22 protein-coding genes are annotated in these 23,662 nt (G+C 63.4%); 17 read left to right on the top strand and 5 right to left on the bottom strand.

What is annotated here, in order from left to right; all coding sequences use genetic code 11:
• Positions 1-47 precede the first annotated feature (47 nt).
• The 4 genes from H3H51_RS18380 (at position 48) to H3H51_RS18365 (ending at position 3,792) form a co-directional block, all read left to right on the top strand.
• A complete protein-coding gene (locus H3H51_RS18380) occupies positions 48-701 on the top strand; it encodes a glutathione S-transferase N-terminal domain-containing protein (RefSeq protein WP_328803684.1) in 654 nt (217 codons plus the stop codon).
• A 61-nt stretch (positions 702-762) separates the two neighbouring features.
• On the top strand, positions 763-1,293 hold the full coding sequence (locus H3H51_RS18375) for a methylated-DNA--[protein]-cysteine S-methyltransferase (protein ID WP_183090520.1): 531 nt from the start codon (positions 763-765) through the stop codon (positions 1,291-1,293).
• A gap of 104 nt (positions 1,294-1,397) precedes the next feature.
• Positions 1,398-2,141: a class I SAM-dependent DNA methyltransferase gene (locus tag H3H51_RS18370; RefSeq protein ID WP_183090519.1), complete on the top strand. Its 744-nt coding sequence runs from the start codon at positions 1,398-1,400 to the stop codon at positions 2,139-2,141.
• Positions 2,142-2,436: 295 nt separating this feature from the next.
• A complete protein-coding gene (locus H3H51_RS18365) occupies positions 2,437-3,792 on the top strand; it encodes a hypothetical protein (RefSeq protein ID WP_183090518.1) in 1,356 nt (451 codons plus the stop codon).
• Between the two features lie 353 nt (positions 3,793-4,145).
• Here the strand turns inward: H3H51_RS18365 and H3H51_RS18360 are convergent, their stop codons facing one another.
• Both H3H51_RS18360 and H3H51_RS18355 read right to left on the bottom strand, forming a co-directional pair.
• A complete protein-coding gene (locus H3H51_RS18360; protein WP_183090517.1) occupies positions 4,146-5,324 on the bottom strand; it encodes an MFS transporter in 1,179 nt (392 codons plus the stop codon).
• A gap of 216 nt (positions 5,325-5,540) precedes the next feature.
• Positions 5,541-5,921: a DUF1090 domain-containing protein gene (locus H3H51_RS18355; protein WP_183090516.1), complete on the bottom strand. Its 381-nt coding sequence runs from the start codon at positions 5,919-5,921 to the stop codon at positions 5,541-5,543.
• Positions 5,922-6,264: 343 nt separating this feature from the next.
• On the opposite strand from H3H51_RS18355, the gene H3H51_RS18350 reads away from it, so the two are divergent.
• Together H3H51_RS18350 and H3H51_RS18345 are read left to right on the top strand one after the other, a co-directional pair.
• Complete coding sequence (locus tag H3H51_RS18350; protein ID WP_183090515.1) at positions 6,265-6,846, top strand: RBBP9/YdeN family alpha/beta hydrolase; 582 nt, start codon at positions 6,265-6,267, stop codon at positions 6,844-6,846.
• A gap of 123 nt (positions 6,847-6,969) precedes the next feature.
• Positions 6,970-7,878, top strand: coding sequence for a sigma 54-interacting transcriptional regulator (locus H3H51_RS18345; RefSeq protein ID WP_183090514.1), 909 nt, complete (start codon positions 6,970-6,972; stop codon positions 7,876-7,878).
• Positions 7,879-9,003: 1,125 nt separating this feature from the next.
• Here H3H51_RS18345 and H3H51_RS18340 read toward each other — a convergent pair.
• Positions 9,004-10,230, bottom strand: a complete 1,227-nt coding sequence (locus tag H3H51_RS18340) for an acyl-CoA dehydrogenase family protein (protein ID WP_183090513.1) — start codon at positions 10,228-10,230, stop codon at positions 9,004-9,006.
• Positions 10,220-11,191 carry an aliphatic sulfonate ABC transporter substrate-binding protein gene (locus tag H3H51_RS18335; RefSeq protein WP_183090512.1) on the bottom strand — a complete coding sequence of 324 codons (972 nt, stop codon included), beginning with the start codon at positions 11,189-11,191 and terminating at the stop codon, positions 10,220-10,222. The genes H3H51_RS18340 and H3H51_RS18335 overlap by 11 nt, the downstream gene beginning before the upstream one ends.
• Before the next feature lie 398 nt (positions 11,192-11,589).
• On the opposite strand from H3H51_RS18335, the gene H3H51_RS18330 reads away from it, so the two are divergent.
• The 4 genes from H3H51_RS18330 (at position 11,590) to H3H51_RS18315 (ending at position 15,554) form a co-directional block, all read left to right on the top strand.
• Positions 11,590-12,909: an OprD family porin gene (locus H3H51_RS18330; protein WP_183090511.1), complete on the top strand. Its 1,320-nt coding sequence runs from the start codon at positions 11,590-11,592 to the stop codon at positions 12,907-12,909.
• A 94-nt stretch (positions 12,910-13,003) separates the two neighbouring features.
• Positions 13,004-14,002: an aliphatic sulfonate ABC transporter substrate-binding protein gene (locus tag H3H51_RS18325; RefSeq protein WP_183090510.1), complete on the top strand. Its 999-nt coding sequence runs from the start codon at positions 13,004-13,006 to the stop codon at positions 14,000-14,002.
• 3 nt (positions 14,003-14,005) lie between these two features.
• The gene (locus H3H51_RS18320) at positions 14,006-14,833 is read left to right on the top strand and encodes an ABC transporter permease (protein WP_183090509.1); all 828 of its coding nucleotides are present in this window, start codon (positions 14,006-14,008) and stop codon (positions 14,831-14,833) included.
• Position 14,834: 1 nt separating this feature from the next.
• On the top strand, positions 14,835-15,554 hold the full coding sequence (locus H3H51_RS18315; RefSeq protein WP_183090508.1) for an ABC transporter ATP-binding protein: 720 nt from the start codon (positions 14,835-14,837) through the stop codon (positions 15,552-15,554).
• A gap of 734 nt (positions 15,555-16,288) precedes the next feature.
• Here H3H51_RS18315 and H3H51_RS18310 read toward each other — a convergent pair.
• A complete protein-coding gene (locus H3H51_RS18310; RefSeq protein WP_183090507.1) occupies positions 16,289-17,284 on the bottom strand; it encodes a sulfate ABC transporter substrate-binding protein in 996 nt (331 codons plus the stop codon).
• A gap of 238 nt (positions 17,285-17,522) precedes the next feature.
• Here H3H51_RS18310 and H3H51_RS18305 point away from each other — a divergent pair, with 238 nt between their 5' ends.
• From H3H51_RS18305 to H3H51_RS18275, 7 genes are all read left to right on the top strand, one after another.
• Entirely contained in the window at positions 17,523-18,161 is a 639-nt protein-coding gene (locus H3H51_RS18305; protein WP_183090506.1) for a peroxiredoxin, read from the top strand.
• Positions 18,162-18,170: 9 nt separating this feature from the next.
• Positions 18,171-18,764 carry an NADPH-dependent FMN reductase gene (ssuE, locus tag H3H51_RS18300; protein ID WP_183090505.1) on the top strand — a complete coding sequence of 198 codons (594 nt, stop codon included), beginning with the start codon at positions 18,171-18,173 and terminating at the stop codon, positions 18,762-18,764.
• Between the two features lie 191 nt (positions 18,765-18,955).
• Positions 18,956-19,918 carry a sulfonate ABC transporter substrate-binding protein gene (locus H3H51_RS18295; RefSeq protein ID WP_183090504.1) on the top strand — a complete coding sequence of 321 codons (963 nt, stop codon included), beginning with the start codon at positions 18,956-18,958 and terminating at the stop codon, positions 19,916-19,918.
• 137 nt (positions 19,919-20,055) lie between these two features.
• The gene (gene ssuD / locus H3H51_RS18290) at positions 20,056-21,204 is read left to right on the top strand and encodes an FMNH2-dependent alkanesulfonate monooxygenase (protein ID WP_183090503.1); all 1,149 of its coding nucleotides are present in this window, start codon (positions 20,056-20,058) and stop codon (positions 21,202-21,204) included.
• Between the two features lie 198 nt (positions 21,205-21,402).
• The gene (ssuC, locus tag H3H51_RS18285) at positions 21,403-22,197 is read left to right on the top strand and encodes an aliphatic sulfonate ABC transporter permease SsuC (RefSeq protein ID WP_183090502.1); all 795 of its coding nucleotides are present in this window, start codon (positions 21,403-21,405) and stop codon (positions 22,195-22,197) included.
• Positions 22,194-22,994 (top strand): aliphatic sulfonates ABC transporter ATP-binding protein, encoded by an 801-nt coding sequence (gene ssuB, locus H3H51_RS18280; protein ID WP_183090501.1) that lies wholly within the window; start codon positions 22,194-22,196, stop codon positions 22,992-22,994. Before ssuC ends, ssuB begins: the two co-directional genes overlap by 4 nt.
• 37 nt (positions 22,995-23,031) lie before the next feature.
• Complete coding sequence (locus tag H3H51_RS18275; RefSeq protein ID WP_183090500.1) at positions 23,032-23,247, top strand: TOBE domain-containing protein; 216 nt, start codon at positions 23,032-23,034, stop codon at positions 23,245-23,247.
• Positions 23,248-23,662 lie beyond the last annotated feature (415 nt).

Genomic DNA, 23,662 nt, shown 5'->3' with positions numbered 1-23,662 from the left:
TACCTGACGGATTACTACAACCATCAACGACCACACAGCTACAACGGATACAGAACGCCAGCGGAAACCGAATCACTGGCCGGATAAACCTAAACCAGTGTCCAGTTCTCGTTGACCACAACACACACATCGCCGTCCGTGAGCTGGATCTGCCGATCCAGATCGAGAAGGTCGCCCTGCGTACGCCCGATTCGCCGATCCACCAGATCAACCCGCTGGGCCGCGTACCGGCGCTGCAGCTGGACGATGGCACGCTGATCACCGAGAACAGCGCGATCCTGCCGTACCTCGCTGACCAGGTGCCGGGCACCCCGCTGTTCGCCGCCGCCGGCACCACCGAGCGTGCGCAGATCCAGAGCTGGCTGGGTTACCTGAGCGCGGAAATCCATACCGCCACGTTCCGCCCGCTCAATCGCCCGGAGCGTTACTCCGCCGCCGAAACCGCCCATCCGGGTATCCGCGCCCAGGCCCAGGTACAGATACTCAAGGCCTTCGAGCATATCGAGCAGCACCTCACCGATCGGCAGTGGCTGGTGGGCGAGCGCTACACCCTGGCCGATGCCTACCTCGGCGTGTTCTCCAATTGGCTGCTGCGCCTGGGTGGCCCGTTCAACGAGCTGCACGCCATCGGTCGCCTGCGCGAGCAATGGCGCGAGCGCCCGGCAGTACAGCAGGCGCTGAAGGCCGAAGGGCTGCTCTGAGTTTCCCCGGCGCTGGTAGGATCGCCCTGCGGTGCCTGCCAGCCGTGCGAGGAGAACAGCGATGCAACGAGCACCCGAGCCAGCCTTTGGCGACCTGATCGACACGCCCTTGGGCAGCCTGATCGCCCTGGTGGATGAGCAGGGCGCCCTGCTGCGGCTGGACTTCCCGCCCGAGGACCAGCCGCTGACCGTCTGGCACGGCTATGTCTGGCAGCGTGATACGGCGGCGGTGGCACCTATCGCGCGCCAGCTTGGCGAGTACTTCGCCGGTCAGCGCCGGGTCTTCGATCTGCCCCTGGCGCCGCGTGGCAGCACATACCAACACCTGGCCTGGCGCTATCTGCGCGAGGTGCCCTATGGCGTCACCCTGACCTATGCCCAGTTGGGCGAGCGCCTGCTGCCGCACAAGACCTCGGCGCGGGCCATCGGCCGGGCCAACGCGCTTAACCCGATCTCCATCGTCGTGCCGTGCCACCGCATCATCGGTGCCGACGGCAGCCTCACCGGCTATGCCGGCGGCCTGGCGCGCAAGCAGGCGCTGCTGGAGTTGGAAGGGGTGCTGACACCTGGCAGCCAGGCCGCGCTGTTCTAGCAACCTCTCCCGCGTGGGTTATGGTGGGGCTCGGCCATCCGACTGGGCCGCCAGCTTGCGCTACCATGCCGCGCCAAAACCCTCGCCTAACCTGCTGGCCGCCTATGTCCACCAACGCGCTGTACACCGACCTGTCCGCCTACTACGACCTGATGTGCGCCGACATCGACTACCCGGCGCAGAGCCACAGCGTGCGCCGGCTGCACCAGTTGTTCGGTACGGCGGGGCGCAACCATCTGGATCTCGCCTGCGGCACCGGCCCGCACGTGCGCCACTTCCTCGACTGCGGTTACTGCAGCGCCGGCCTGGACATCAACCAGCCGATGCTGGACATCGCCCAGCAGCGCTGCCCCGAGGCGCAGTTCAGCCGCCAGGACATGGCCAACTTCCAGGTGGCCGAACCGCAGGACCTGATCACCTGCTTCCTCTACTCCATCCACTACAACGCCGGGCTGGAAAAGCTGCGCGCGTGTTTGACCAGCGTGCACGCTGCACTCGCGGAGGGTGGTGTGTTCTGCTTCAACGCGGTGGACAAGCACAAGATCGACAACCGCTCCTTCGTGCGCCACAGCGTGGAACACGACGGCAGCCTGTTCGCCTTTGGCTCTGGCTGGTACTACAGCGGCGAGGGCGAACGCCAGGCGCTACGCCTGAGTATCGAGAAGACCACGGCCGGGCAGACCCAGGCCTGGCAGGACGAACACCCCATGGTCGCCCTGAGCTTCGCCGAATTGCAGGTGCTGCTGGAGCCGCACTTCGAGGTGCAGGTGTTCGAGCATGACTATGAGCGGATCACGCCCTGGGCTGGGGCGTCGGGGAATGCGCTGTTTGTCTGTGTGAAGCGCTAGGAGCTGCTTACGATCTCTTCGCTGTTGGCCATGCTGTTTGCAATGGAGGAGTAGCTACCTATTGGTATTGACCAATATCTGTTACCGGCCAGAGCTATTGTTCAGGTGCACTGGAAAAGCTAGGAGTACATGGCTTTGCTTCAACCAAGAGAGGTTGGCCATTTTGTGTGCCCATGTTGGTGTGATATTTTTGTCGGCGGCGGGCTGTGTGGACGGACATTGAGCCGACAGATTCTAGATTGCTAGAACAAGGGGGTTCGACTCCCCCCTCGCCAACCCAATGAAGGCCGGAATCGTGTCTTACCACGTCAAATTAGGTTGGAAAATTTTCGCCAGCCTTTCCCCGCAAGGGGCTGAAAAAACTGCGCGATCTAACCCTCTCTTCAATATTAAAGGGGGGCGTTCATTTTTGCGTACGCTAGGGGGCAATCCGCGCGCACCTTATGAGCCAACGACAGTTGAACCGACAAAAAATTTTCATTCGGCCTTGAGGTCATCGAAAATCGAGTTGGGTATTGAAGGAAAGCAGCTTTCCTTTACTATGCCTTTCGATCAAATGCAGCAGCGCCTCCAAGTAACGATAGGCCTGAGGAAATATTTTTCCTGCATATGTGCTTCAGTAAAACTCCAAGAGTTTAGTGTCGACGATCTTGCTACTATATTCGAATTCCAAGATCTAAAAGCCCATAAAGCGCTGTTTGGAATAATTTCTGAGATTCTTGCTGTAATCACATCAGGCAATATTGCCAAGAAGAAGCTCTCCGGATATCCCAAAATATTTCCAGTTGTCCAAGTCACGGACTTAGGTGTCCAAGCTGGGGATGTACTTCATTCCTTAGTGGAGATATTAACTCGTCACCCTATTGATGAGAGAGATGTAGTTGACTCGGTTCTTGAAAAGAACAAGTCCCATAAAATCGACAGCACTTTAGTGCTAATAGATAAACAAGGTGTTCTTTCCTATCTACCGCCCGGCTGCACACGTTATCAGGCTGATGGTAATCTTCAGCGCTTTCAGAATGCCTCCTCGCTGTTAGAGTTTGCAAACGCAATTAGACAGGACATAAGGGCTGGCTTAACTTTCGAAAGTCGTATTGATCGTATAGTTAATGATGCGAAATACTTTTTGCCAGACAGCATATCCTCGCAGAAAATGTGGGAGTTGTTAGTGCAGGAGCTTAGTATGCAGTATGAGCTTGAGCAGGAAGGTAAGTTGCACCTCTCCCCGGGTATAACTGCCGCTTTGCCCTCGCAGCATAATAGTGTTCTTGTCCAGCAGTTTTTTTCCAAGGAGATATCCATGGGTGATAAATACAATGTCACAGGGCAAGTCGGAGCAGTTGGTCCCAACTCCAGAGCCGAAAGAAATATATTTAACCAAGTATTGCAGCAGGCGGCATCCACTATTGACTTGCCAGCGCTTGCCTTAGAGCTTGCAATGCTTCGTAATTCAATGCGTGAACAAGCGACCGAAATTGAGCATGATCAAGCGGTTGTTAGCATAGGAGCGGCAGAGAGTGCGGCGAAGCAGCAAAACGGAGTGGATGCATTGGAGCATCTGAAATCAGCAGGGAAGTGGGCATTTGATGTGGCAACAACGATTGGGGCTACTATCGCCGCTGCAGCAATTCAGACAGCTATTGGTTTGTAGCGCAGCCCAGGTGGTTGATACAGCAAGAGACTTTACTAGTTGCTGTGTTCGGGTGTTGGCTCCCTAAAAGTGCCCAGTGGGGTCGTCTCTTAATCAGGTTGAATGAAACTATATCAGCACTAATTAAGTAGGCTGGTGGGTAGATATAGTTATTGAGCTTTTGATTATTCCTTGTAAAGAAAATTTGAACTGTCCCGAGATTTCAACTGCTGTATGGTTAGTCCCGGCTGAAAGCCAACATCGAGTAATGCTAATGTAATCAACGATGAATTTCGTTGTAATTGGCTGCTCTGGGAAGTACTCAGCGCTCTCTATATAAATAGGCTTTTAGAGCCTGTTATTACCTCTGTCCCTCACTGTCCCTCGAAACGCTTGCGCGCCATACGCAACCGCGGTAGCGGCCAAGCCACCAGTGCGGCCACGGCCAGCAGCGCGGCGCCGAACAGTGGCAACTGCGGCAGGCCGTAGTTGGCGCTTAGCCACAGGCCGCCGAGCAGGGCGCCGCTGGCGTTGCCGAGGTTGAACGCGGCATGGCTGAGGGTGGCGGCCAGGCTGGCGGAGTCGCCGGCCTGTTCCACCAGCAGCAGTTGCAGCGGCGAGGACACGGCGAAGCTGGCCACGCCCCAGACGAACAGCAGCGCCAGGGTCAGCAACTGGGAGCTGCCGAACGCGTAGTAGACCAGCATGCACAGCAGGCCACTGCCCAGGGCCAGCGGGATGGCGTGCGGCAGGCCCTTGTCGGCCAGGCGCCCGCCGAGCAGGTTGCCGAGGGTCAGGCCGAGGCCGAACAGCAGCAGCGCGCCGTTGCTCTGCGAGGCGCTGAAGCCGCTGTAGTCGCGCAGCAGCGGGGCGATGTAGGTGAACACGCTGAACAGCGCCACCGAGGTCAGGCTGCACACCAGCAGGGCATGCAGCACCGGCTTGCGCAGAATGCCGTCCCAGGCGCCCTGGCTGTTGGCCGGCGGTGCCGGCATGCGCGGCAGCCACAGGGCTTGCGCGAGCAAGGCGAGCAGGCCGATCACCGCGACCACGGCGAAGGTCACCCGCCAGCTGCTGGCCTGGCCGAGCCAGGCACCCAGCGGTACGCCGAGCACGTTGGCGATGGTCAGGCCGCTGAGTACCAGGGCCATGGCCGAGGCGCGTCGATGCAGCGGTGCCAGCTCGGCGGCCATCAGGGTGGCGCAGCCGAAGAAACCGGCGTGGCTGAACGCGGTGAGCATGCGCATGGCGATCAACCAGTAGTAATCCGGGGCCAGGGCGCAGCCGAGGTTGCCCAGCGCGTAGGTGCCCATCAGCCACAGCAGGGCCTGCTTGCGCGGCAGGCGGGCGAGCAGCGGGCCTAACAGCGGTGCGCCGATCACCACACCCATGGCGTAGGCGCTGACCAGCAGCCCGGCGGCGGCCAGGCTGACATTCAGGTCGGCGGCGACTTCGGGCAGCAGGCCCATGATGATGAATTCGCTGCTGCCGACAACGAAGCCGCCGAGAGCCAGGGCCAGCAACGGCAGGGAGAGGAGGGTGTTGGTGTTCATGGGGTATCCGGAAAACGGCGCCGCTGCACCAGGGCGTGGAGTCCTCGGTGCGGGGCAAGGCGGGCAGGAAGGTGGCAATTATGCCTTGTTTGCCTCTGGATCGGACATTGGCCGATGAGCCTGTAGGCGCGCGCGAAGCGTGGCTAATGGCGGCCGATTCGCTCGCACCTTCACTGGCGATCAGTTGCCACCCTCATGCGACGGGTGTGGCGCGGTTCACTGCGCCAACGGCTGCTCCGCTTCGAGCAGCTCGCTGCGTGCCTCTTCCAGCTTGGCCCGGCGCTTGGCGATCTTCTGTGCATCGCCGTCCTGTTCGGCTTCACGCAAGTCGCTCTCGCGCTCCGCGACTTCTTCGCGAGCCTCCTTGATCTTCGCCTCACGCTCCGCAGCCAGCGAGGCATCACTGCAGTTGGCCTGGTTCGCCTGCATCGCCCTCTGCAGCCCGGCCACTTCCTGGCTATTGCCGCGGGCGGTGGCGGCGGTGATCTGTGCCTGGATATCGGCCTGCTTGGCCTGGCACGCTGGCGACGGTTCGGCGGCAAAAGCCGGGGCGGCAGTGAGGGCCAGCAGGGAAAGGCAGAGGGGCAGTTTTTTCATGGTGAGACTCCTTGGGGAAAGAGGTGAGGCAAGGTTTCGGCGTGATCGTTCAGGCCCGTGTCGCTGTGGGCACTGCGCCTGCTGGAGGGCTTCGCGCAGCAGTTCCATCTGTCGGCGCTCTATCTCGCGTCGGCGGCGCTCAGGCTTTGACTCTAGTCAGGGCCTGCGACGATCGGCAAATGCTGGTGCAGAGCAGACGTCGCCGAGAGTCGTCACGCGCAGGATCGAGGCGGTAGATGTGCAAAATAGAACTGTATCGAATAAATAAATAATTTCTTATTCCTTAACAGCTATATCGCTGCCGCCTAGACTGACCGCCACACGTCGTTCAAGGAGGCCAGCGATGCGCAGCCAATCCCTTAGTTATCTGATCCTGCCGGGCTGGCAGGGCTCACCGGATGAGCACTGGCAAAGCCACTGGCAGCGCAGCCTGCCGAACACCAGTCGGGTCGAACAGGCTGACTGGCAGCAGCCGGACCCGCACAGCTGGGTCGACGCCCTGGAGCGCGCGGTCGCCGCCGCGCAGAGCCCGGTGGTGCTGATTGCCCACAGTCTCGGTTGCGTGACCGTGGCGCGCTGGGCCGCGCAGGCGCCCTTGGCTTCGTTGCGCAAGGTGCGTGGCGCGCTGCTGGTGGCTCCGGCGGACGTCGAGCGGCCTGGCTGCCCCGAGGCGCTGCAGGGTTTCGCGCCGATTTCCCGCGAGCTGCTGCCATTCCCCAGCGTGCTGGTGGGCTCCGACAACGACCAAGCCGCCAGCGCCGTACGGGCCCTTGAGCTGGCCCGTGACTGGGGCTCGCAGCCGGCCATTCTGCCGGGTGCTGGGCACATCAATGTGAAGTCCGGTCACCAGCGCTGGGAGCAGGGTTTCGCCTACCTCTACCGCCTGCAGCAGCAGATGGAGCAGTTGCAACGCCGCAGCGCGTGAAGCTGTTCTGCGCCTGAGCCGCCATGAGCCTGGTGGCTCAGTGCACGCCGCGCCGCCGTCAGGCCGCGCCGATTACCCGAAGTCAGTGCCGGGCCCGTTGCCGGCCTGGCCAGGAGAACCGAAGTGAGCCATCCCCCACAGCCTGGTCAGCCGTTGCTGACATTCCCCGAAGCCGACAAGAGCCCGCTGAGCATTCGTGCCAAGGCGCTGGTATTCGTCGACGCGCGCTCGCGCCAGTTGCGCCAGCAGGTACAGGAACTGGCCCCCGCCGGCCAGGCGCTGCTGATTTTCGGTGAGATCGGCACCGGCAAGGAATTGCTGGCCCGCCATGTACACCGCGAGAGCGAGCGCGGCGGCCTGTTCGTCGCGGTCAACTGCGGGGCGATCAGTCCCACCTGGGGCGAAGCCGAATTGTTCGGCCATGCCGCCGGTGCCTATGCCGGTGCTGCCAGCAGCCGCGCCGGCTGGTTCGGCTCGGCCAACGGCGGCACCCTGTATCTGGACGAGATCGGCGACCTGCCGCTGAGCCTGCAGGGCAAGTTGCTGGCCGCCCTGGAGAACCGCGAGGTGCTGCGCCTCGGCGCGCACCAGCCAACACCGGTGGATGTGCGCCTGGTCGCCGCCACCAGCATCGACCTGGCCCAGGCGGTGGCTGCCGGCAAGTTCAACGAGCGGCTGTACCTGTACCTCAACGAGGGCCGGCTCGACCTGCCGGCGTTACGGGATCGGCCGGGCGATATCCTGCCGCTGGCCGAGTATTTCCTCGGTCTCTACACCCAGCGCCTTGGCCTGGAGATTCCGCAGATCAGCGACGACGCGCAGCAGGTGCTGGAGCTGTACGCCTGGCCGGGCAACACCCGCGAGCTGGAGAACGTCATCCACTTTGCCCTGCTGGTCAGCAGCGGCGAGGAGATCCTGCCGGAACACCTCAACTTGCCCAGTGCCGCTGCACAGCTGGCGCTGATCGAACGCCAGCTGCTGTTGCTCAGCGCGCAGCAGCGCGAGCAGTTGCGCCAGCGTCTGGCATCCTGAGGCACAATTGTAGGGCGGGTGAAACCCGCGTCGGTGTCATCGCGGGTTTCACCCGCCCTACGAGCGCTGGCCTGAGCCGGGCTGATTACCGAGGTGGTTGATAGCTTCTGTTTCGCCCTCCCGGGCGAGTTCCTTTTGGCAAACGCCCCAAAAGGAACCAAAAGGTCTGTGCCCCTGCATCCGGGTCTGGCTACGCCAGACTGATTCGCTCCGCTCACCCTTCGGGCCAGCCTGCGGCTGTTACTTCGCTACGCTTCGTTTCCCTCACTCCATCATTGCTCCAGGGGCCCGCCGCGAAGGGCCATCCCTGGCCCATCGCGGCTCTCGGCTTTGGCATCCTGCGTCGCTCTACCTCCTGCATCCATGCAGTCGTCGCGACATCCATGTCGCTCGACCCCTTACGCAATGATTCCGTTACTCGCTGCGCTCGCCCTTCGGGCCAGCCTGCGGCTGTTACTCCGCTTCGCTACGTTTCGGCCTTCTGATGGGGCGTTTGGTGTTGCCTGATAGATCGTGTGAGGAGAGCGCATCGACTAATGGACTGATGGTTCCCACGCTCCGCGTGATAACGATCATTTGTAGGAGCGAGCTCTGCTCGCGAAGCTTTTTGCGGGCCTGATTCGCGAGCAGAGCTCGCTCCTACAAAGCCCGCGAAGTGCTCTAGGAACTACCAGGCAACTTGGAGCCCGAGTCCCCGTCAGGAGGCCGAGCGTAGGTGTCGTGTAGGGGAGTGAGCCGCATGGATGCGGCGACGACTGCATGGATGCAGGAGGTAGAGCGAAGCAGGATGCCAAAGCCGAGAGGCTTAAAGGGCCAGGGGCGGCCCTTGTACGCCGGCCCCCGGAGCGGCACCGGAGGGAGGGAAGTTTCGCGCAGCGAAACCCGGATGTCGGGCGCGCTTTCTCTTTGGTTACGTTCTCTGCGCGCAAAGAGATACGGAGCGAAGCGGAGTAACAGCCGTAGGCTGGCCCGAAGGGTGAGCGAAGCGAGTCAAGTGACTCGCCCAGGAGGGCGAAACAGAAAACTTCCGCCAGCAAGTTAGTCAGCTATCAAAAGGGCTTATGCCAGCTCCTGTTCTTTCCAACGGTCATGCCTGAAAGAGCCTTAGTGCGTACCAATCATCGTTCAGGAATACAGCGATGGCGTCGGCGGCACGCCGTTGATCACCCAGTTGCCGATGTCGCGCACCTTGTAGTCCAGCGGGTCGTGCAGGGTGTGCACGCGCACGTTGCGCCAGAAGCGGTCGAAGCCGTAGTGCGAAGCGGTGGAACGGGCGCCGAGGGCCTCGAACACCTGGGCGGTGATGTCCAGCGCGGCGCGCGCCGAGGTCACTCGGGCCTCGGCGATCAATAGCGCCACGTCACCGCGTTCGGCGGCGCCCAGGGCCGGTTTTTCCCAGGCCTGCTGCAGGCGCTCGGCAGCATGCTCGGCCAGCAGCAGGGCGCTGCGGTATTGCAGCCACAGCTCGCCGTAGCGTTTCTGTATGAACGGGTCTTCGCCGGAAGTGGCGACGTTGGCACCGATCCACGGCCGGGCCTGTTCGCGGGTGTAGCGCAGGGCGCCGTCCAGCGCGCCCTGGATGTTGCCGAGGTAGAGCTGGGTCAGGATCAGTTGCGACAGGCACACGCGCAGGCTGCTGCGCGGGCTCTGGCCGCCGGACAGGAGCAGTTCGTCGCGGTCGACGAAGACGTTCTCGAACTGCACCGTGCCGCTGTCGGTCTGGCGCTGGCCGAAGGCGTCCCAGTCATCGTTCACCGCCAGGCCTTCGCGCTGCGCCGGCAGAACCAGGAACACCCGGTCGGCCGCGCTGTGGCTGCGCGGTGCGCTGACCACCAGGGCGTCGGCACCGAGGGCGCCGGAGCAGAAGGATTTGCGTCCGTTGAGCTCGTGGTGCTCCTCGCGGGCGCTGAGCTTCAGGCCCAGGTCGCGGCCGTTGGTGGCGTTACCCCAGAACCAGCGTTCCTGCACCGAGCGCTGCAGCCAGTGACGCTGCTGCTCGGCACTGCCATAGAGAAGGATGGTAGCGACCTGCAGGTGGTTGAAAGCCAGCAGGTGGGCCAGCGAACTGTCGGCGGCGGCCAGGTGGCGGATGATCCGGTAGATCTCCGGCCAGGTGCGTTCCTGGCCATCGAAACGCTGGGGAATGGCCAGGCTGAGCAGGCCGCTGTCGCGAATCAGCTCGCGTTCGGCGCGCGCATGGCCACCCCGCTTGTCGCGTTCGATGGCCGTGGCGGCGAGGCGCTTGGCCAGGCGCTCGACCTTGACCGTGAGGTTGCCGAAGTCGGCGGGAAACAGCCGCGCGTCCAGCAGCGGTTCGGCATTGCGGTGCAGGTGATGGGCTTCAGCGGACATCGCCGGCCTCCGGCTTCCAGATGGCCACGGCGCTGGCGTCGACCGCCTTGGGCAGCAGGCCGGCGGCGAAGAAGGCATCGGCGATCTTCTGTTGCTCGACCAGGCTGCTGGCCTGCACGGCGCGCACCTGATAGCTGCGGCGCGCGTTGGCCTGCTCGACGATCGACGGGTCCAGGTTGCCCCACTGCGGGCCGAGGATTTCTGCGGCCTGGCGCGGGTTGGCGCGCAGCCAGTCACCGGCCTTGACCAGCTCGGTGTAGACCGCCTGCAGCACCTGCGGGTGTTCCTTGGCGAAGCGCGTGCTGGTCAGGTAGTAGCGCTGGTAGCTGGCCAGCTCGCGGCCATCGGCCAGGGTGCGGGTCGGCAACTGGCGCTGGGCGCTGCTGAGGAAGGGTTCCCAGGTCACCCAGGCATCCACCTTGCGGTTCTCGAAGGCGGCGCGGCCGTCGGCCGGGGTCAGGTAGGCCGGCTGGATATCGCTGAATTTCAGCCCGGCCTTGGCCAGTGCGGCAATCAGCAGGTAGTGGCTGCCGGCGGCCTTGGTCACCGCAATCTTCTTGCCTTTGAGCTCACTGAGGCTGTGCAGCGGCGAGTCGTCGCGCACGATGATCGCCTGGGCGCCGGGCGAGGGCGCTTCCTGGGCGAAGTAGGCGAGCTGCGCGCCGGCGGCCTGGGCGAACACCGGCACGGTGTCGGCGACATCGGCAGAGAGGTCGACGTTGCCGACGTTCAACGCTTCCAGCAGCGGCTGGCCGCTGGCGAACTCGTGCCAGCTGATGTGGATGTCCTGCGCGGCCAGGGCTTTCTCCAGGGTGCCCTGAGTCTTCAGCAGGCTGATCAGGGTGGAGGATTTCTGGTAGCCGATGCGCAGCTGGGTTTGTGCCTGGACCGGCAGGGCGATGCTCAGCCCCAGGGCCAGGCCGAAGCCGATCAGGGCGCGGCGGGAAAAGGGAAGGGACATGGCAGACCTCTTTTAGGGTGGGCGTCCCGACCCACGGAGGTGGCAGCGGAACACGGGAATTCTTCGTGGGAGAAGGCAGTCCGGTGGTCCGGTGTGGCAAAGCTATCCGATCTAAAAACGAGCTATCCAATACTTTTCAGGAATTAGCTTATGGAGAGGCCTGGGATTTTTATTATTCTTTTTGATTCTAATAAAGTGATAAATAATTCTTTTTAGGGATTAATAAATTCCCCTAGATTGCACCCCAAGCCGACAGCGGATCACCGCATCGAGCCCGATCCAATGGGGCTCCCCTCCCGGAGCCTGTTTCATCACGAAACAGGCATCCCTGCACGGCGCATAGAACGTCGGCGTGAGCCCCAGACCCTAGAGACCTAGAACACATCTGGAGCAGCGAAATGAACAAGTCATCCCTGGCCCTTGCCGTGGCCTTCGGCGTACTCGCCCAACAGGCTGGCGCCGCCGGCTTCATCGAAGACAGCAAGGCCACCCTCGGTCTGCGCAACTTCTACTACGACCTCAATACCAAGGACACCGCGAACAACAGTAGTGAGGCCAACGAGTGGGGTCAGGGTTTCATCTTCAACTACACCTCTGGCTACACCGCAGGCACCGTGGGCTTTGGCCTCGATGCGGTCGGCCTGCTCGGCGTCAAGCTGGATGCCGGCGGCGACGGTGATAGCACGGACAGCCGCAAGCCAGGCCAGCTGTTCCCGCTGGACAGCGACGGCACTGCCGTGGACGACTACAGCAAGGCCGGCGTGACCGGCAAAGTACGCCTGTCCAAGACCGAAGGCCGCATCGGCACCCTGCAGCCGAAGCTGCCGGTGGTCACCTTCAACGACGGCCGTCTGCTGCCGCAACTGTTCGAAGGTGGTCAGGTCACGTCCAGCGAAATCGACAACCTGACCCTGACTGCAGGCCAGCTGGAACACACCAAGACCCGCTCCTCCACCGACGACGTCGGCCTGCGCATTGCCGGCACCAGCTCGGTCGACAGCAACAAGTTCTACTACGGCGGTGCCGACTACAAGATCAGCAAGGATCTGCTGGCGCAGTACTACTACGGTGAGCTGGATAACTTCTATCAGCAGCACTTCCTTGGCCTGACCCACAACCTGGCCGTCGGCCCAGGCGCATTGAAGTCCGACCTGCGTTACTTCCACAGCGGCTCCGACGGCAAGAACGGCAGCGTTGCCGGTCGCGACGAAGGCTTCCTGAGCCAGGGCGAGATCAACGCCGCGAACAAGGTGACCGGCGTCGAAGTCGACAACGACACCTGGAGCGCCCTGTTCACCTACACCCTGGGTTCCCACGCCCTGAGCGCGGGTTACCAGCAGGTTTCCGGCGACAGCGCCTTCCCGTTCCTCAACCAGGGTGACGGCTCCACCGCCTACCTGATCACCGACCGCCAGATCGGCAAGTTCCTCTCGGCAGGTGAGCGCACCTGGCTGGCCGAGTACGGCTACGACTTCACCAAGGTTGGCGCACCGGGCCTGAAAGCCATCGTCACCTACCTGTCGGGCGACAACGTCGACGCGGTCGGTGGTGACCGCAAGGAATGGGAACGTGACTTCCGCCTCGACTACACCCTGCAAGATGGCGCTCTCAAAGGCCTCGGTGTTTCCTGGCGTAATGCTTCGCTGCGTGGCAACACCACCGCGAACGACCAGGACGAGAACCGCCTGATCGTCAGCTACACCCTGCCGATTCTGTAACCCGATCAGGCGAGGGGCCTTTGCCCTCTCGCCTCGTTCCTGACTAGCCCGCCAACGGGCCGGAAGGCGCCAACCCCAACGCAAGGAGACGACCATGAGTCTGTTCAATCTGCGCCGGGGGCTGACCGCCCTGTTTGTGGCGGCGCTGCCTACCGGTGTGTATGCCGAAACCCCGAAAGAAGTCCGTCTGGACTACGCCTACTACGCCCCCACCAGCCTGGTGCTGAAAGACCAGGGGATTCTCGAGAAGCAGCTCGCTGCCCAGGGAATCTCGGTCAAGTGGGTGTTCAGCCAAGGCAGCAACCGCTCCCTCGAATACCTCAACGGTGGCAGCATCGATTTCGCTTCCACCGCCGGCCTCGCCGCCGTGCTCAGCCGTGCCAACGGCAGCCCGGTGAAGACCGTGTACATCGCCAGCCGTCCCGAGTGGACCGCCCTGGCCGTGGCCAAGGACTCGCCGATCAAGACCCTCGCCGACCTCAAGGGCAAGAAGGTCGCCGCCACCAAAGGCACCGATCCTTACCTGTTCCTGCTGCGCAGCCTGCAAAGCGTCGGTCTGGACAAGAACGACGTGGAGATCGTCCACCTGCAGCATCCGGATGGCCGCGTGGCCCTGGAACGCGGCGATGTCGACGCCTGGTCCGGTCTCGATCCGCACCTCGCCGCCAGCCAGCTGCAAGCCGGCTCGCGTCTGCTCTACCGGAATGTCGAGTTCAACAGCTACGGCGTGCTCAACGTCAGCGACGACTTCCTCAAGCAGCAGCCCAAGCTGATCGAGCAGGTCATCGGTGCCTACGAGAAGGCGCGTCACTGGGCCGTCGCCCACCCGCAGGAAACCGCCGCGCTGCTGGCCCGTGAAGCCAAGCTGCCGCTGGAAGTGGCCAAGCTGCAACTGTCGCGCACCGACTTCAGCAACTCGCTGCCGGGTGCCGAGCACATTGCCGCGCTCAAGGCCGCTGCGCCGATCCTGCTGGCGGAAGAGCTGGTGCGTCCCGGTACCGACGTTACCGCTACGGTCGATCAACTGATCGCACCGCAACTGGCGGCCAACGTCATCGGCCGTCAGCCGCTGGCCAAGGTCGCGGGGCAGTAAGCAATGACGGTTGCCAACCTGCTGGTCGAGCGCATCGCGGCGCACCTGCCGCGCCTGCCCCGACCACGCCTAGCGCACTGGCGTGGGCTGCTGTTGCCAGTGCTGTTGCTGGCCCTGCTGGAAGTGGCAGTGCGCGCCGGCTGGATTGCCGCGCACCAGCTGCCGGCGCCCAGCCAGGTTGGCGAAACCCTGTACTACCTGGCCGCCAGCGGTGAGCTGTGGCGGCATATCGGCGTGAGCCTGGCGCGGGTCGCTGCCGGCTTCGTGCTGGGTGCCGGCCTGGCCTTGCTGGTCGGTGCCTGGGTCGGCCTCAGCCGGCGTGCCGAGGCTTACCTGGAACCGAGTTTCCAGGCGCTGCGGGCGATCCCCAGCCTGGCCTGGGTACCCCTGCTGCTGCTCTGGCTGGGTATCGATGAAACCCCCAAGGTGGTGCTGATCGCCCTGGGTGCCTTCTTTCCTGTGTACCTGGCGTTGATCGCCGGGATCCGCAACGTCGACCGCAAGCTGGTGGAAGTCGGTCGTCTGCATCACCTGTCGGCCTTCGCCCTGACCCGGCGGATTCTCCTGCCGGCAGCGCTGCCCAATTTGTTCACCGGCCTGCGTGGCGCGCTCAGCCTGAGCTGGATGTTTCTCGTCGCCGCCGAACTGATCGCCGCCACCCGTGGCCTCGGTTACCTGCTCAGCGACGGCCGGGAAACCTCGCGTCCGGACCTGGTGATCGCCGCCATCCTGCTGCTGGCGGTGCTCGGCAAGCTCAGTGACAGCCTGCTCAAGTATTTGGAAGATCGCGCGCTGCACTGGCGCGACAGCTACACCGGCGAGGAGGGTTGAGATGAGCGCATTGCTGGAACTGCACGCCATCCGCAAGGCCTTCGCCGGCGTGCGGGTGCTCGACGATGTCAGTCTCAAGCTGGCGCCCGGCGAGATCGTCAGCCTGCTCGGCCCCAGTGGTTGCGGCAAGAGCACATTGCTGCGCATCGCCGCTGGGCTGGACGAGGATTTCAGCGGCGGCGTGGCGCACAACCCGCTGCTCGGCTTCGGCAATGGCAGCGGTATTGGCGTGGTGTTTCAGGAGCCGCGCCTGCTGCCCTGGCTCAACGTCGCGCAGAACATCGGCTTTGCCGACGAGCGCCGCGCCGATGCGGACTGGATCGAACAACTGCTGCGCGATGTCGGCCTGGCCGGACAGGGCGACAAGCTGCCCAAGCAACTCTCCGGCGGCATGGCCCAGCGCGTGGCCATCGCCCGCGGCCTGTACAACCGCCCGCAGGTGCTGCTGCTCGACGAACCCTTCAGCGCGGTGGATGCCTTCACCCGCATGAAACTGCAGGACCTGGTGGCCAACCTGGCGCAGCACTACGGCATCGCGCTGCTGCTGGTCACCCATGATCTGGATGAGGCGTTCTACCTGAGCGACCGCGTGCTGATCCTCGGCGGCAACCCCAGTCGCATCCAGCGCGAACTGGCCGTCCCTCTTTCCCGCCCGCGCGACCGCCGCGCAGCGGAGCTGGCCTACCTGCGCGGCACGGCCCTGACCGAGCTGGCGCTGTAAACGAACCTCAAGGTGGAAGCTGTTTCCGGGCCGTAAGGCCCGGTTTTTTTATGTGCGCGGGCAGCCTGTTGCTCCGGTGTCTGGCTGCTTACAGAGTGCTTTGAGGCTTCTGGTTTCGCCCTGCCGGGCGAGTCACTTTCTCTTGTCTGGCCAAGAGAAAGTAACCAAAGAGAAGGCCACCCCTGCATTCGGCCCTACGCTTCGCTCCGGGTTCGTTCACTCCATCATCGCTCCAGGGGCCCGCCGCGAAGGGCCATCCCTGGCCCATCGCGGCTCTCGCGGCATCCATGCCGCTCAACCCCTTCCACGACGATTGCGCTCACCCTGCTGAAGGGGAATTTGCGTGGCCTGATGTATCGCGCAAACAGAACAAAACCTTCAGGCGACTCGGTGCCCAGATCCCGTCAGGAGGCCGAGCGTAGGTGCTGCGCAGGGGGACGAGCCGCATGGATGCGGCGAGAGGCGTAAAGGGCCAGGGATGGCCCTTGTACGCCGGCCCCCGGAGCGGCACCGGAGGGAGGGAAGTTTCGCGTAGCGAAACCCGGATGTCGGGCGCGCTTTCTCTTTGGTTACTTTCTCTTTCGCGCGAGCAAAGAGAAAGTGACTCGCCCGGAGGGGCGAAACCAGAAGTATCGAGGCACTCGGTAGAGAGCGGTACGATCAACTGGATGACCTCGTATCGCAGCCACAAAAAAGCCCGGCACATGGCCGGGCTTTTTCATTTCAGGCGCGTCTTACTGCGCGACGTAGATCTGGTCGAACACGCCGCCGTCCTTGAAGTGAGTGCTCTGGATCACCGGCCAGTCGCCGAAGGTCTTCACCACGTTGAGGAAGGTCACTTTCGGGAAGCGGTCGGCGAACTCGGCGAGGATCGCCGGGTTGCGTGGGCGCAGGTAGTTGTTGGCGGCGATGCGCTGGGCTTCGTCGGACCACAGGTACTTCAGGTAGGCCTCGGCCTCCTTGCGGGTGCCTTTCTTGTCGACCACCTTGTCGACCACTGCCACCGGCGGCTCGGCCTCGGCGGAGACGCTCGGGTAGACCACTTCGAAGCTGCCACGGCCGAACTCGCGGGCGATCATCTCGGCTTCGTTCTCGAAGGTCACCAGCACGTCGCCGATCTGGTTCTGGATGAAGGTGGTGGTGGCGGCACGGCCACCGGTGTCGAGTACCGGAGCCTGCTTGAACAGTTTGCCGACGAAGTCCTTGGCGGCTTTTTCGTCGCCGCCTTTCTCCAGCACGTAGCCCCAGGCCGACAGGTAGGTGTAGCGCCCGTTACCCGAGGTCTTCGGGTTGGGCACCACCACCTGCACGCCGTCCTTGAGCAGGTCGGGCCAGTCTTTCAGGCCCTTGGGGTTGCCCTTGCGCACGATGAACACGGTGGCCGAGGTAAACGGGGCGCTGCTATTTGGCAGGCGGGTGGCCCAGTCCTTCGGTACCAGGCCGCCATTGTCGGCGAGGGCGTTGATGTCGGTGGCCATGTTCATGGTGATCACGTCGGCGGGCAGCCCGTCGATCACCGCGCGTGCCTGTTTGCTCGAGCCGCCATGGGACATCTGCAGCACCAGCGGCTTGCCGCCCTCGGCCTGCCAGTGTTTCTGGAAGGCGGCGTTGTAGTCCTTGTAGAAGTCGCGCATCACGTCATAGGAGACGTTGAGCAGGGTCGCCGCCTGGGCACTGGCACCGAAAAGCAGGCCGGCGGCCAGCAGCGAGAAGGGCAGTAGTCGTTTCATTACGCGTCCTTTGAATGAGGTGTGGCGTGACTATAAGAGCGAGCTTTTATTCTTTGAAAGAATAATTGGTTAAGTGCTTATGCGTTTATGTACTCACAGCTGGGGTGGCTTGCGGGCCGTGAGGGTATCTGCTTGGTTCTAAAAGTTATAAATAAATCATTATTTATTCTTTTTAATCCTTTTCGATCCTGAGCATAGTGAGCGCCACGCAACGAATCTCTTCTGAAGGAGCAGCAGCATGAGCATCCGCCTTGGCGACATCGCCCCCGACTTCGAGCAGGACTCCAGTGAAGGCCGTATCCGCTTTCATGAATGGCTGAACAATAGCTGGGCCGTGCTGTTCTCCCACCCGGCCGACTTCACCCCGGTGTGCACCACCGAGCTGGGCTTGACCGCCAAGCTCAAGGATGACTTCGCCAAGCGCGGCGTCAAGGCCATCGCCCTGTCCGTGGACCCGGTGGACTCGCACCTGCGCTGGATCGACGACATCAACGAAACCCAGAACACCCGCGTCAACTTCCCGATCATCGCCGACGCCGACCGCAAGGTGTCCGGCCTCTACGACCTGATCCACCCGAACGCCAACGACACCCTGACCGTGCGCTCGCTGTTCATCATCGACCCGAACAAGAAGGTGCGCCTGATCATCACCTACCCGGCGAGCACCGGGCGCAACTTCAACGAGATCCTGCGGGTGATCGATTCCCTGCAGTTGACCGACAACCACAAGGTCGCCACCCCCGCCAACTGGCAGGACGGTGATGACGTGGTAATCGTGCCGTCGCTGAAGGACGAAGACGAGATCAAGCAGCGTTTCCCGCAGGGTTATCGCGCGGTCAAGCCGTACCTGCGCCTGACTGCGCAGCCGAACAAGTAAGGGATCGTCATGCATGTAGTCCTGCTTTCCGGTAGCCCCTCGGCGCGTTCGCGCACTGAAGTGCTCCTGGAGCATGTCAGCCAGCGCCTGCGCGAGCACCGGGTCGAAGTGACCCTGCTGCGGGTGCGCGACTTCCCCGCTGAAGACTTGCTGTTCGCCCGCTTCGAGAGCGCGGCAGTGCAGCAGTTGCAAGCGGTGGTAGCCAGTGCCGACGGCCTGGTGGTGGCGACGCCGGTGTACAAGGCTTCGATCACCGGCGCGCTGAAAGTGCTGCTTGATCTGCTGCCGGAACGCGCCCTGGCGCACAAGGCGATCCTGCCGTTGGCTAGCGGTGGTAGCCCGGCGCATTTGCTGGCCGTGGATTACGCGCTGAAGCCGGTACTGGCGGCGCTGAAGGCCCAGGAAATGCTGGCCGGGGTGTTCGCCGTGGACAAGCAGATCGCTTACGCGGAAGGCGACCGTCCGGCGCAGCTGGACAGCGAGCTGGCCGAGCGTTTGGACGAGTCGGTGGAGCAACTGCTCGCCGCCCTGGCCCGTCGCCCACAGCCGATTGACCCGAACCTGTTGAACGACCGGCTGGTGAATGCCCGCTGGAGTATTTGAAGACGCATTGTTGATTGTTGTAGGAGCCAGCTTGCTGGCGATCCAGGGCGACCGGGAGCAGAGCAACTGCCATGGAATTCGCTGATCGCCAGCAAGCAGGCTTCTACAGGAACACGTAACCCCCCGCCTTACTCGCCCGCCAACGGGCAAGCAGGTAGCCAACCAAGACACCCACTGCAAAGGAGAGCGCCATGCGCACTATTACTTTGCGTCGGAGCCTGGTCGCCCTGCTTGCAGCGGCCATCAGCTTTGGCGCCATCACTCAAGCCCAAGCCGAAACCCTGCGTATCGGTTACCAGAAATACGGCACCCTGGTGCTGCTCAAGGCCAAGGGCACGCTGGAAAAGCGCCTGGCCGAGCAGGGCGTCGAGGTGAAATGGACCGAATTCCCCGGCGGCCCGCAGCTGCTCGAAGGGCTGAACGTCGGCTCGGTGGACTTCGGCGTGACCGGCGAAACCCCGCCAGTGTTCGCCCAGGCCGCCGGTGCCGACCTGCTCTACGTGGCCCACGAGCCGCCAGCACCGACCGGTGAGGCGATCCTGGTGCCGAAGGATTCCTCGATCAAATCGGTCGCCGAGCTCAAGGGCAAGAAAGTCGCCCTGAACAAGGGTTCCAACGTGCACTACCTGCTGGTGCGTGCCCTGGAAGACGCCGGCCTGAAATACAGCGACATCCAGCCCGTGTACCTGCCGCCGGCTGATGCCCGCGCCGCCTTCGAGCGTGGCAGCGTCGACGCCTGGGTCATCTGGGACCCCTTCCAGTCCGCCGCCGAACACCAGCTGCAAGCACGCAGCCTGCGTGACGGCAGTGGCCTGGTCGACAACCACCAGTTCTACCTGGCGACCCGTCCTTATGCCGAGAAGCACCCGCAGGTGATTGGCGTGCTGGTCGAGGAAATCCGCGGTGTGGGTGAGTGGGTGAAAGGCAACCTCAACGAAGCTACCGCCCAGGTCGCACCGCTGATCGGCCTGTCGCCGGAGATCACCCGCCAGGCCGTCGAGCGCCAGGGCTACGGCGCGCAGTTCATCACCCCGGACGTGATCGCTGCCCAGCAGAAGATCGCCGACACCTTCACCAGCCTCAAGCTGATCCCCAAGCAGCTCAGCATCAAGGACGTGATCTGGACGCCGCCGGCCAAGCTGGCCCAGCAGTGACTTGAACCCTTCTCCCTCCGGGAGAAGGTGGCGCGTAGCGCCGGATGAGGGTGCAGGCATATCCGCTGCGCTCTCACCCATCACCCCCAGCCCCTCTCCCAATGGGAGAGGGGAGTAAAAACCAAGGAGACCACTCCATGAGTCTGAACATTTTCTGGTTCCTGCCTACCCACGGCGATGGCAAGTACCTCGGCACCAGCGAAGGCGCGCGCGCCGTTGACCACGGCTACCTGCAGCAGATCGCGCAGGCGGCCGACCGCCTCGGTTTCGGCGGCGTACTGATCCCTACCGGGCGTTCCTGCGAGGACTCCTGGCTGGTGGCCGCCTCGCTGATCCCGGTGACGCAACGTCTGAAATTCCTTGTCGCCCTGCGCCCCGGGATCATTTCCCCGACGGTCGCCGCGCGTCAGGCCGCGACGCTGGACCGCCTGTCCAATGGCCGCGCGCTGTTCAACCTGGTGACCGGTGGCGATCCAGATGAACTGGCCGGCGACGGTCTCAACCTGTCCCACGCAGAGCGCTACGAAGCGTCGGTGGAATTCACCCGCATCTGGCGCCGCGTGCTAGAAGGCGAAACCGTCGACTACGACGGCAAGCACATCCAGGTGAAGGGCGCCAAATTGCTCTACCCGCCGATCCAGCAGCCGCGTCCGCCGCTGTATTTCGGTGGTTCCTCCGATGCCGCACAGGACCTCGCCGCCGAGCAGGTCGAGCTGTACCTGACCTGGGGCGAGCCGCCCGCCGCTGTGGCCGAGAAGATCGCCCAGGTGCGCGAGAAAGCCGCTGCCCAGGGCCGCGAAGTGCGCTTCGGTATCCGCCTGCACGTGATCGTGCGCGAAACCAATGAAGAAGCCTGGCAAGCGGCTGATCGCCTGATCGCCCACGTCGACGATGAAACCATCGCCCGTGCCCAGGCTTCCCTGGCGCGCTTCGACTCGGTTGGCCAACAACGCATGGCCGCCCTGCATGGCGGCAGCAAGGGCAACCTGGAAGTGTCGCCCAACCTCTGGGCCGGCGTCGGCCTGGTGCGTGGCGGTGCCGGCACTGCGCTGGTCGGCGATGGCCCGACCGTGGCCGCGCGGGTCAAGGAATACGCCGACCTCGGCATCGACACCTTCATCTTCTCCGGCTACCCGCACCTGGAAGAGTCGTACCGGGTCGCCGAGCTGCTGTTCCCGCATCTGGACGTCAACCGTCCGCAGGTTGCTGAAGGGCGCGGCTTCGTCAGCCCGTTCGGCGAGATGGTGGCCAACGACATCCTGCCCAAGGCGGCGTCGGCCAGCTGAGTCAGCGTGGCCTGAGAGGCTGACCCCTCACCCCGGCCCTCTCCCCAAGGGGGAGAGGGAGTGGCGGGTGCGGTGGTCGGGCTCGGCGTTGCCGGCGGCACAGAAACATCCCCTCTCCCCTTTGGGGAGAGGGCTAGGGTGAGGGGTCGCGTCATCGCCCCGCGCCATCGCAACGATTTGAACAAGGGAGCGTTGAGCATGACGACGCAAACGCTAGAAAAAATTGCCCACCGCCTGGCGCCGTGGGCCCTGCCGGTGGCGCTGCTGGCGGTCTGGCAGATCGCCGTGGTCGCCGGCTTGCTGTCCACCCGCATCCTGCCGGCGCCGAGCGCGGTAATCGAGGCCGGCTGGGCGCTGCTGAAAAGCGGCGAGATCTGGACGCATCTGGCCATCAGCGGCTGGCGTGCCGGTATCGGCTTCGCCATTGGCGGCGGCATCGGTCTGGCCCTGGGCTTCATCACCGGCCTGTCGAAATGGGGCGAGCGCCTGCTCGACAGCTCGGTGCAGATGATCCGCAACGTGCCGCACCTGGCGCTGATCCCGCTGGTGATCCTGTGGTTCGGCATCGACGAGAGCGCGAAGATCTTCCTGGTCGCCCTCGGCACCCTGTTCCCGATCTACCTGAACACCTACCACGGCATCCGCAACGTCGACCCGGCGCTGGTGGAGATGGCGCGCAGCTATGGCTTGTCCGGCTTCGGCCTGTTCTGGCAGGTGATCCTGCCCGGCGCGTTGCCTTCGATCCTGGTCGGCGTGCGTTTCGCCCTCGGCTTCATGTGGCTGACGCTGATCGTCGCGGAAACCATTTCCGCCAGCAGCGGCATTGGTTATCTGGCGATGAACGCCCGTGAGTTCCTGCAGACCGACGTGGTGGTGCTGGCCATCCTGCTCTACGCGGTACTCGGCAAGCTGGCGGATGTTGCCGCCCGTGGCCTGGAGCGTGTGTGGCTGCGCTGGCATCCGGCCTATCAGGCCAAGGCAGGTGCGCAATGACCGCCCTGCATAGCATTCGCCAGGGCATCCCCCTGGCCATCAAGGACATCAGCAAGTCGTTCGGCGAGCGTCAGGTGCTGACGGATATAGACCTGCACATTCCGGCTGGGCAGTTCGTTGCCGTGGTCGGTCGCAGCGGTTGCGGCAAAAGCACCCTGCTGCGTCTGCTGGCAGGCCTCGATGCGCCTAGCGGCGGCCAGCTGTTGGCCGGTAATGGCCCACTGGCGGCAGCTCGTGAAGACACTCGGTTGATGTTCCAGGACGCACGACTACTGCCATGGAAGCGGGTAATCGACAACGTCGGCCTGGGCCTCAGCGGTGACTGGCGTGCCCGTGCCCACAACGCACTGGAAGCGGTAGGCCTGGCCGACCGTGCCAACGAGTGGCCGGCGGCGCTGTCCGGTGGACAGAAGCAGCGCGTGGCCCTGGCCCGTGCCCTGATCCACCAGCCGCGCCTGCTGCTGCTCGACGAGCCGCTCGGTGCGCTGGATGCGCTGACCCGTATCGAGATGCAGCAACTGATCGAACGCCTGTGGCAGCAGCATGGCTTCACCGTGCTGCTGGTCACCCACGACGTCAGCGAGGCCGTGGCCATCGCCGATCGGGTGATTCTCATCGAAGACGGGCAGATCGGCCTCGACCTCGCCGTCGAGCTGCCCCGCCCGCGCAACCGTGGCTCGGCACGCCTGGCGGCGCTGGAAGCGGAAGTGCTCAACCGTGTGCTGGCGCTGCCCGAACTGCCGCCCCAGCCGGAACCCGTTTCACCCCTGCCCACGCAACTGCGCTGGGCGCTGTAACCCCAAGACTTCATCCCTAGCCTCAAGGAGCAGCACCATGACTATCAAAGCGATCAACGTCCGCAACCAGTTCAAAGGCACCATCAAGGAAATTGTCCTGGGCGACGTGCTGTCGGAAATCGACGTGCAAACCGCCTCCGGCATCGTTACCTCGGTAATCACCACCCGTTCCGTGCGCGAGCTGGAACTGGGCGTGGGCAGCGAAGTGATTGCCTTCGTCAAATCCACCGAAGTGTCGATAGCCAAGCTCTGAGCCATGGCAGTGCCGCAGCTGTTCAGAGCTGTAGGCTGGGTTAGCCGCGTGTGCCGTTGCCCGTGCTGGTCGCGCAAACTCGGCGCGGCGTAACCCAGCGCGGTATACACAAATCCCGTGGCCCCGCTGCTGGGTTACGCCGCAGCCCATCCAGTCGCCAGGGTTGAACACCCTGTCGGCGGCTAACCCAGCCTACGCTCCGAGGCGTCGGGCGCCATTGCAGGCTCGAAAAGACCGTAAAAATCGGTGCCGCAGTTGTCCAGTCGGGCCAGGCTCGGGCTGGCGTGCTGCAGGTATTGGACAGGTTGTCGGTAACACGCAGAAACACGCCATTGCGGCGTTCGCGTCGATTTCCCGCTGGCCGGCTATGGCGGAGGAATGGATGAATCCGCATTATAGGTAAGGCAGTACAAGT

It is taken from the genome of Aquipseudomonas ullengensis, assembly GCF_014174475.1.
GTDB lineage: Bacteria > Pseudomonadota > Gammaproteobacteria > Pseudomonadales > Pseudomonadaceae > Aquipseudomonas > Aquipseudomonas ullengensis.
The sequence above is the reverse complement of the archived record's forward strand: the minus strand, read 5'-3'. Positions and strand labels throughout refer to the sequence as shown.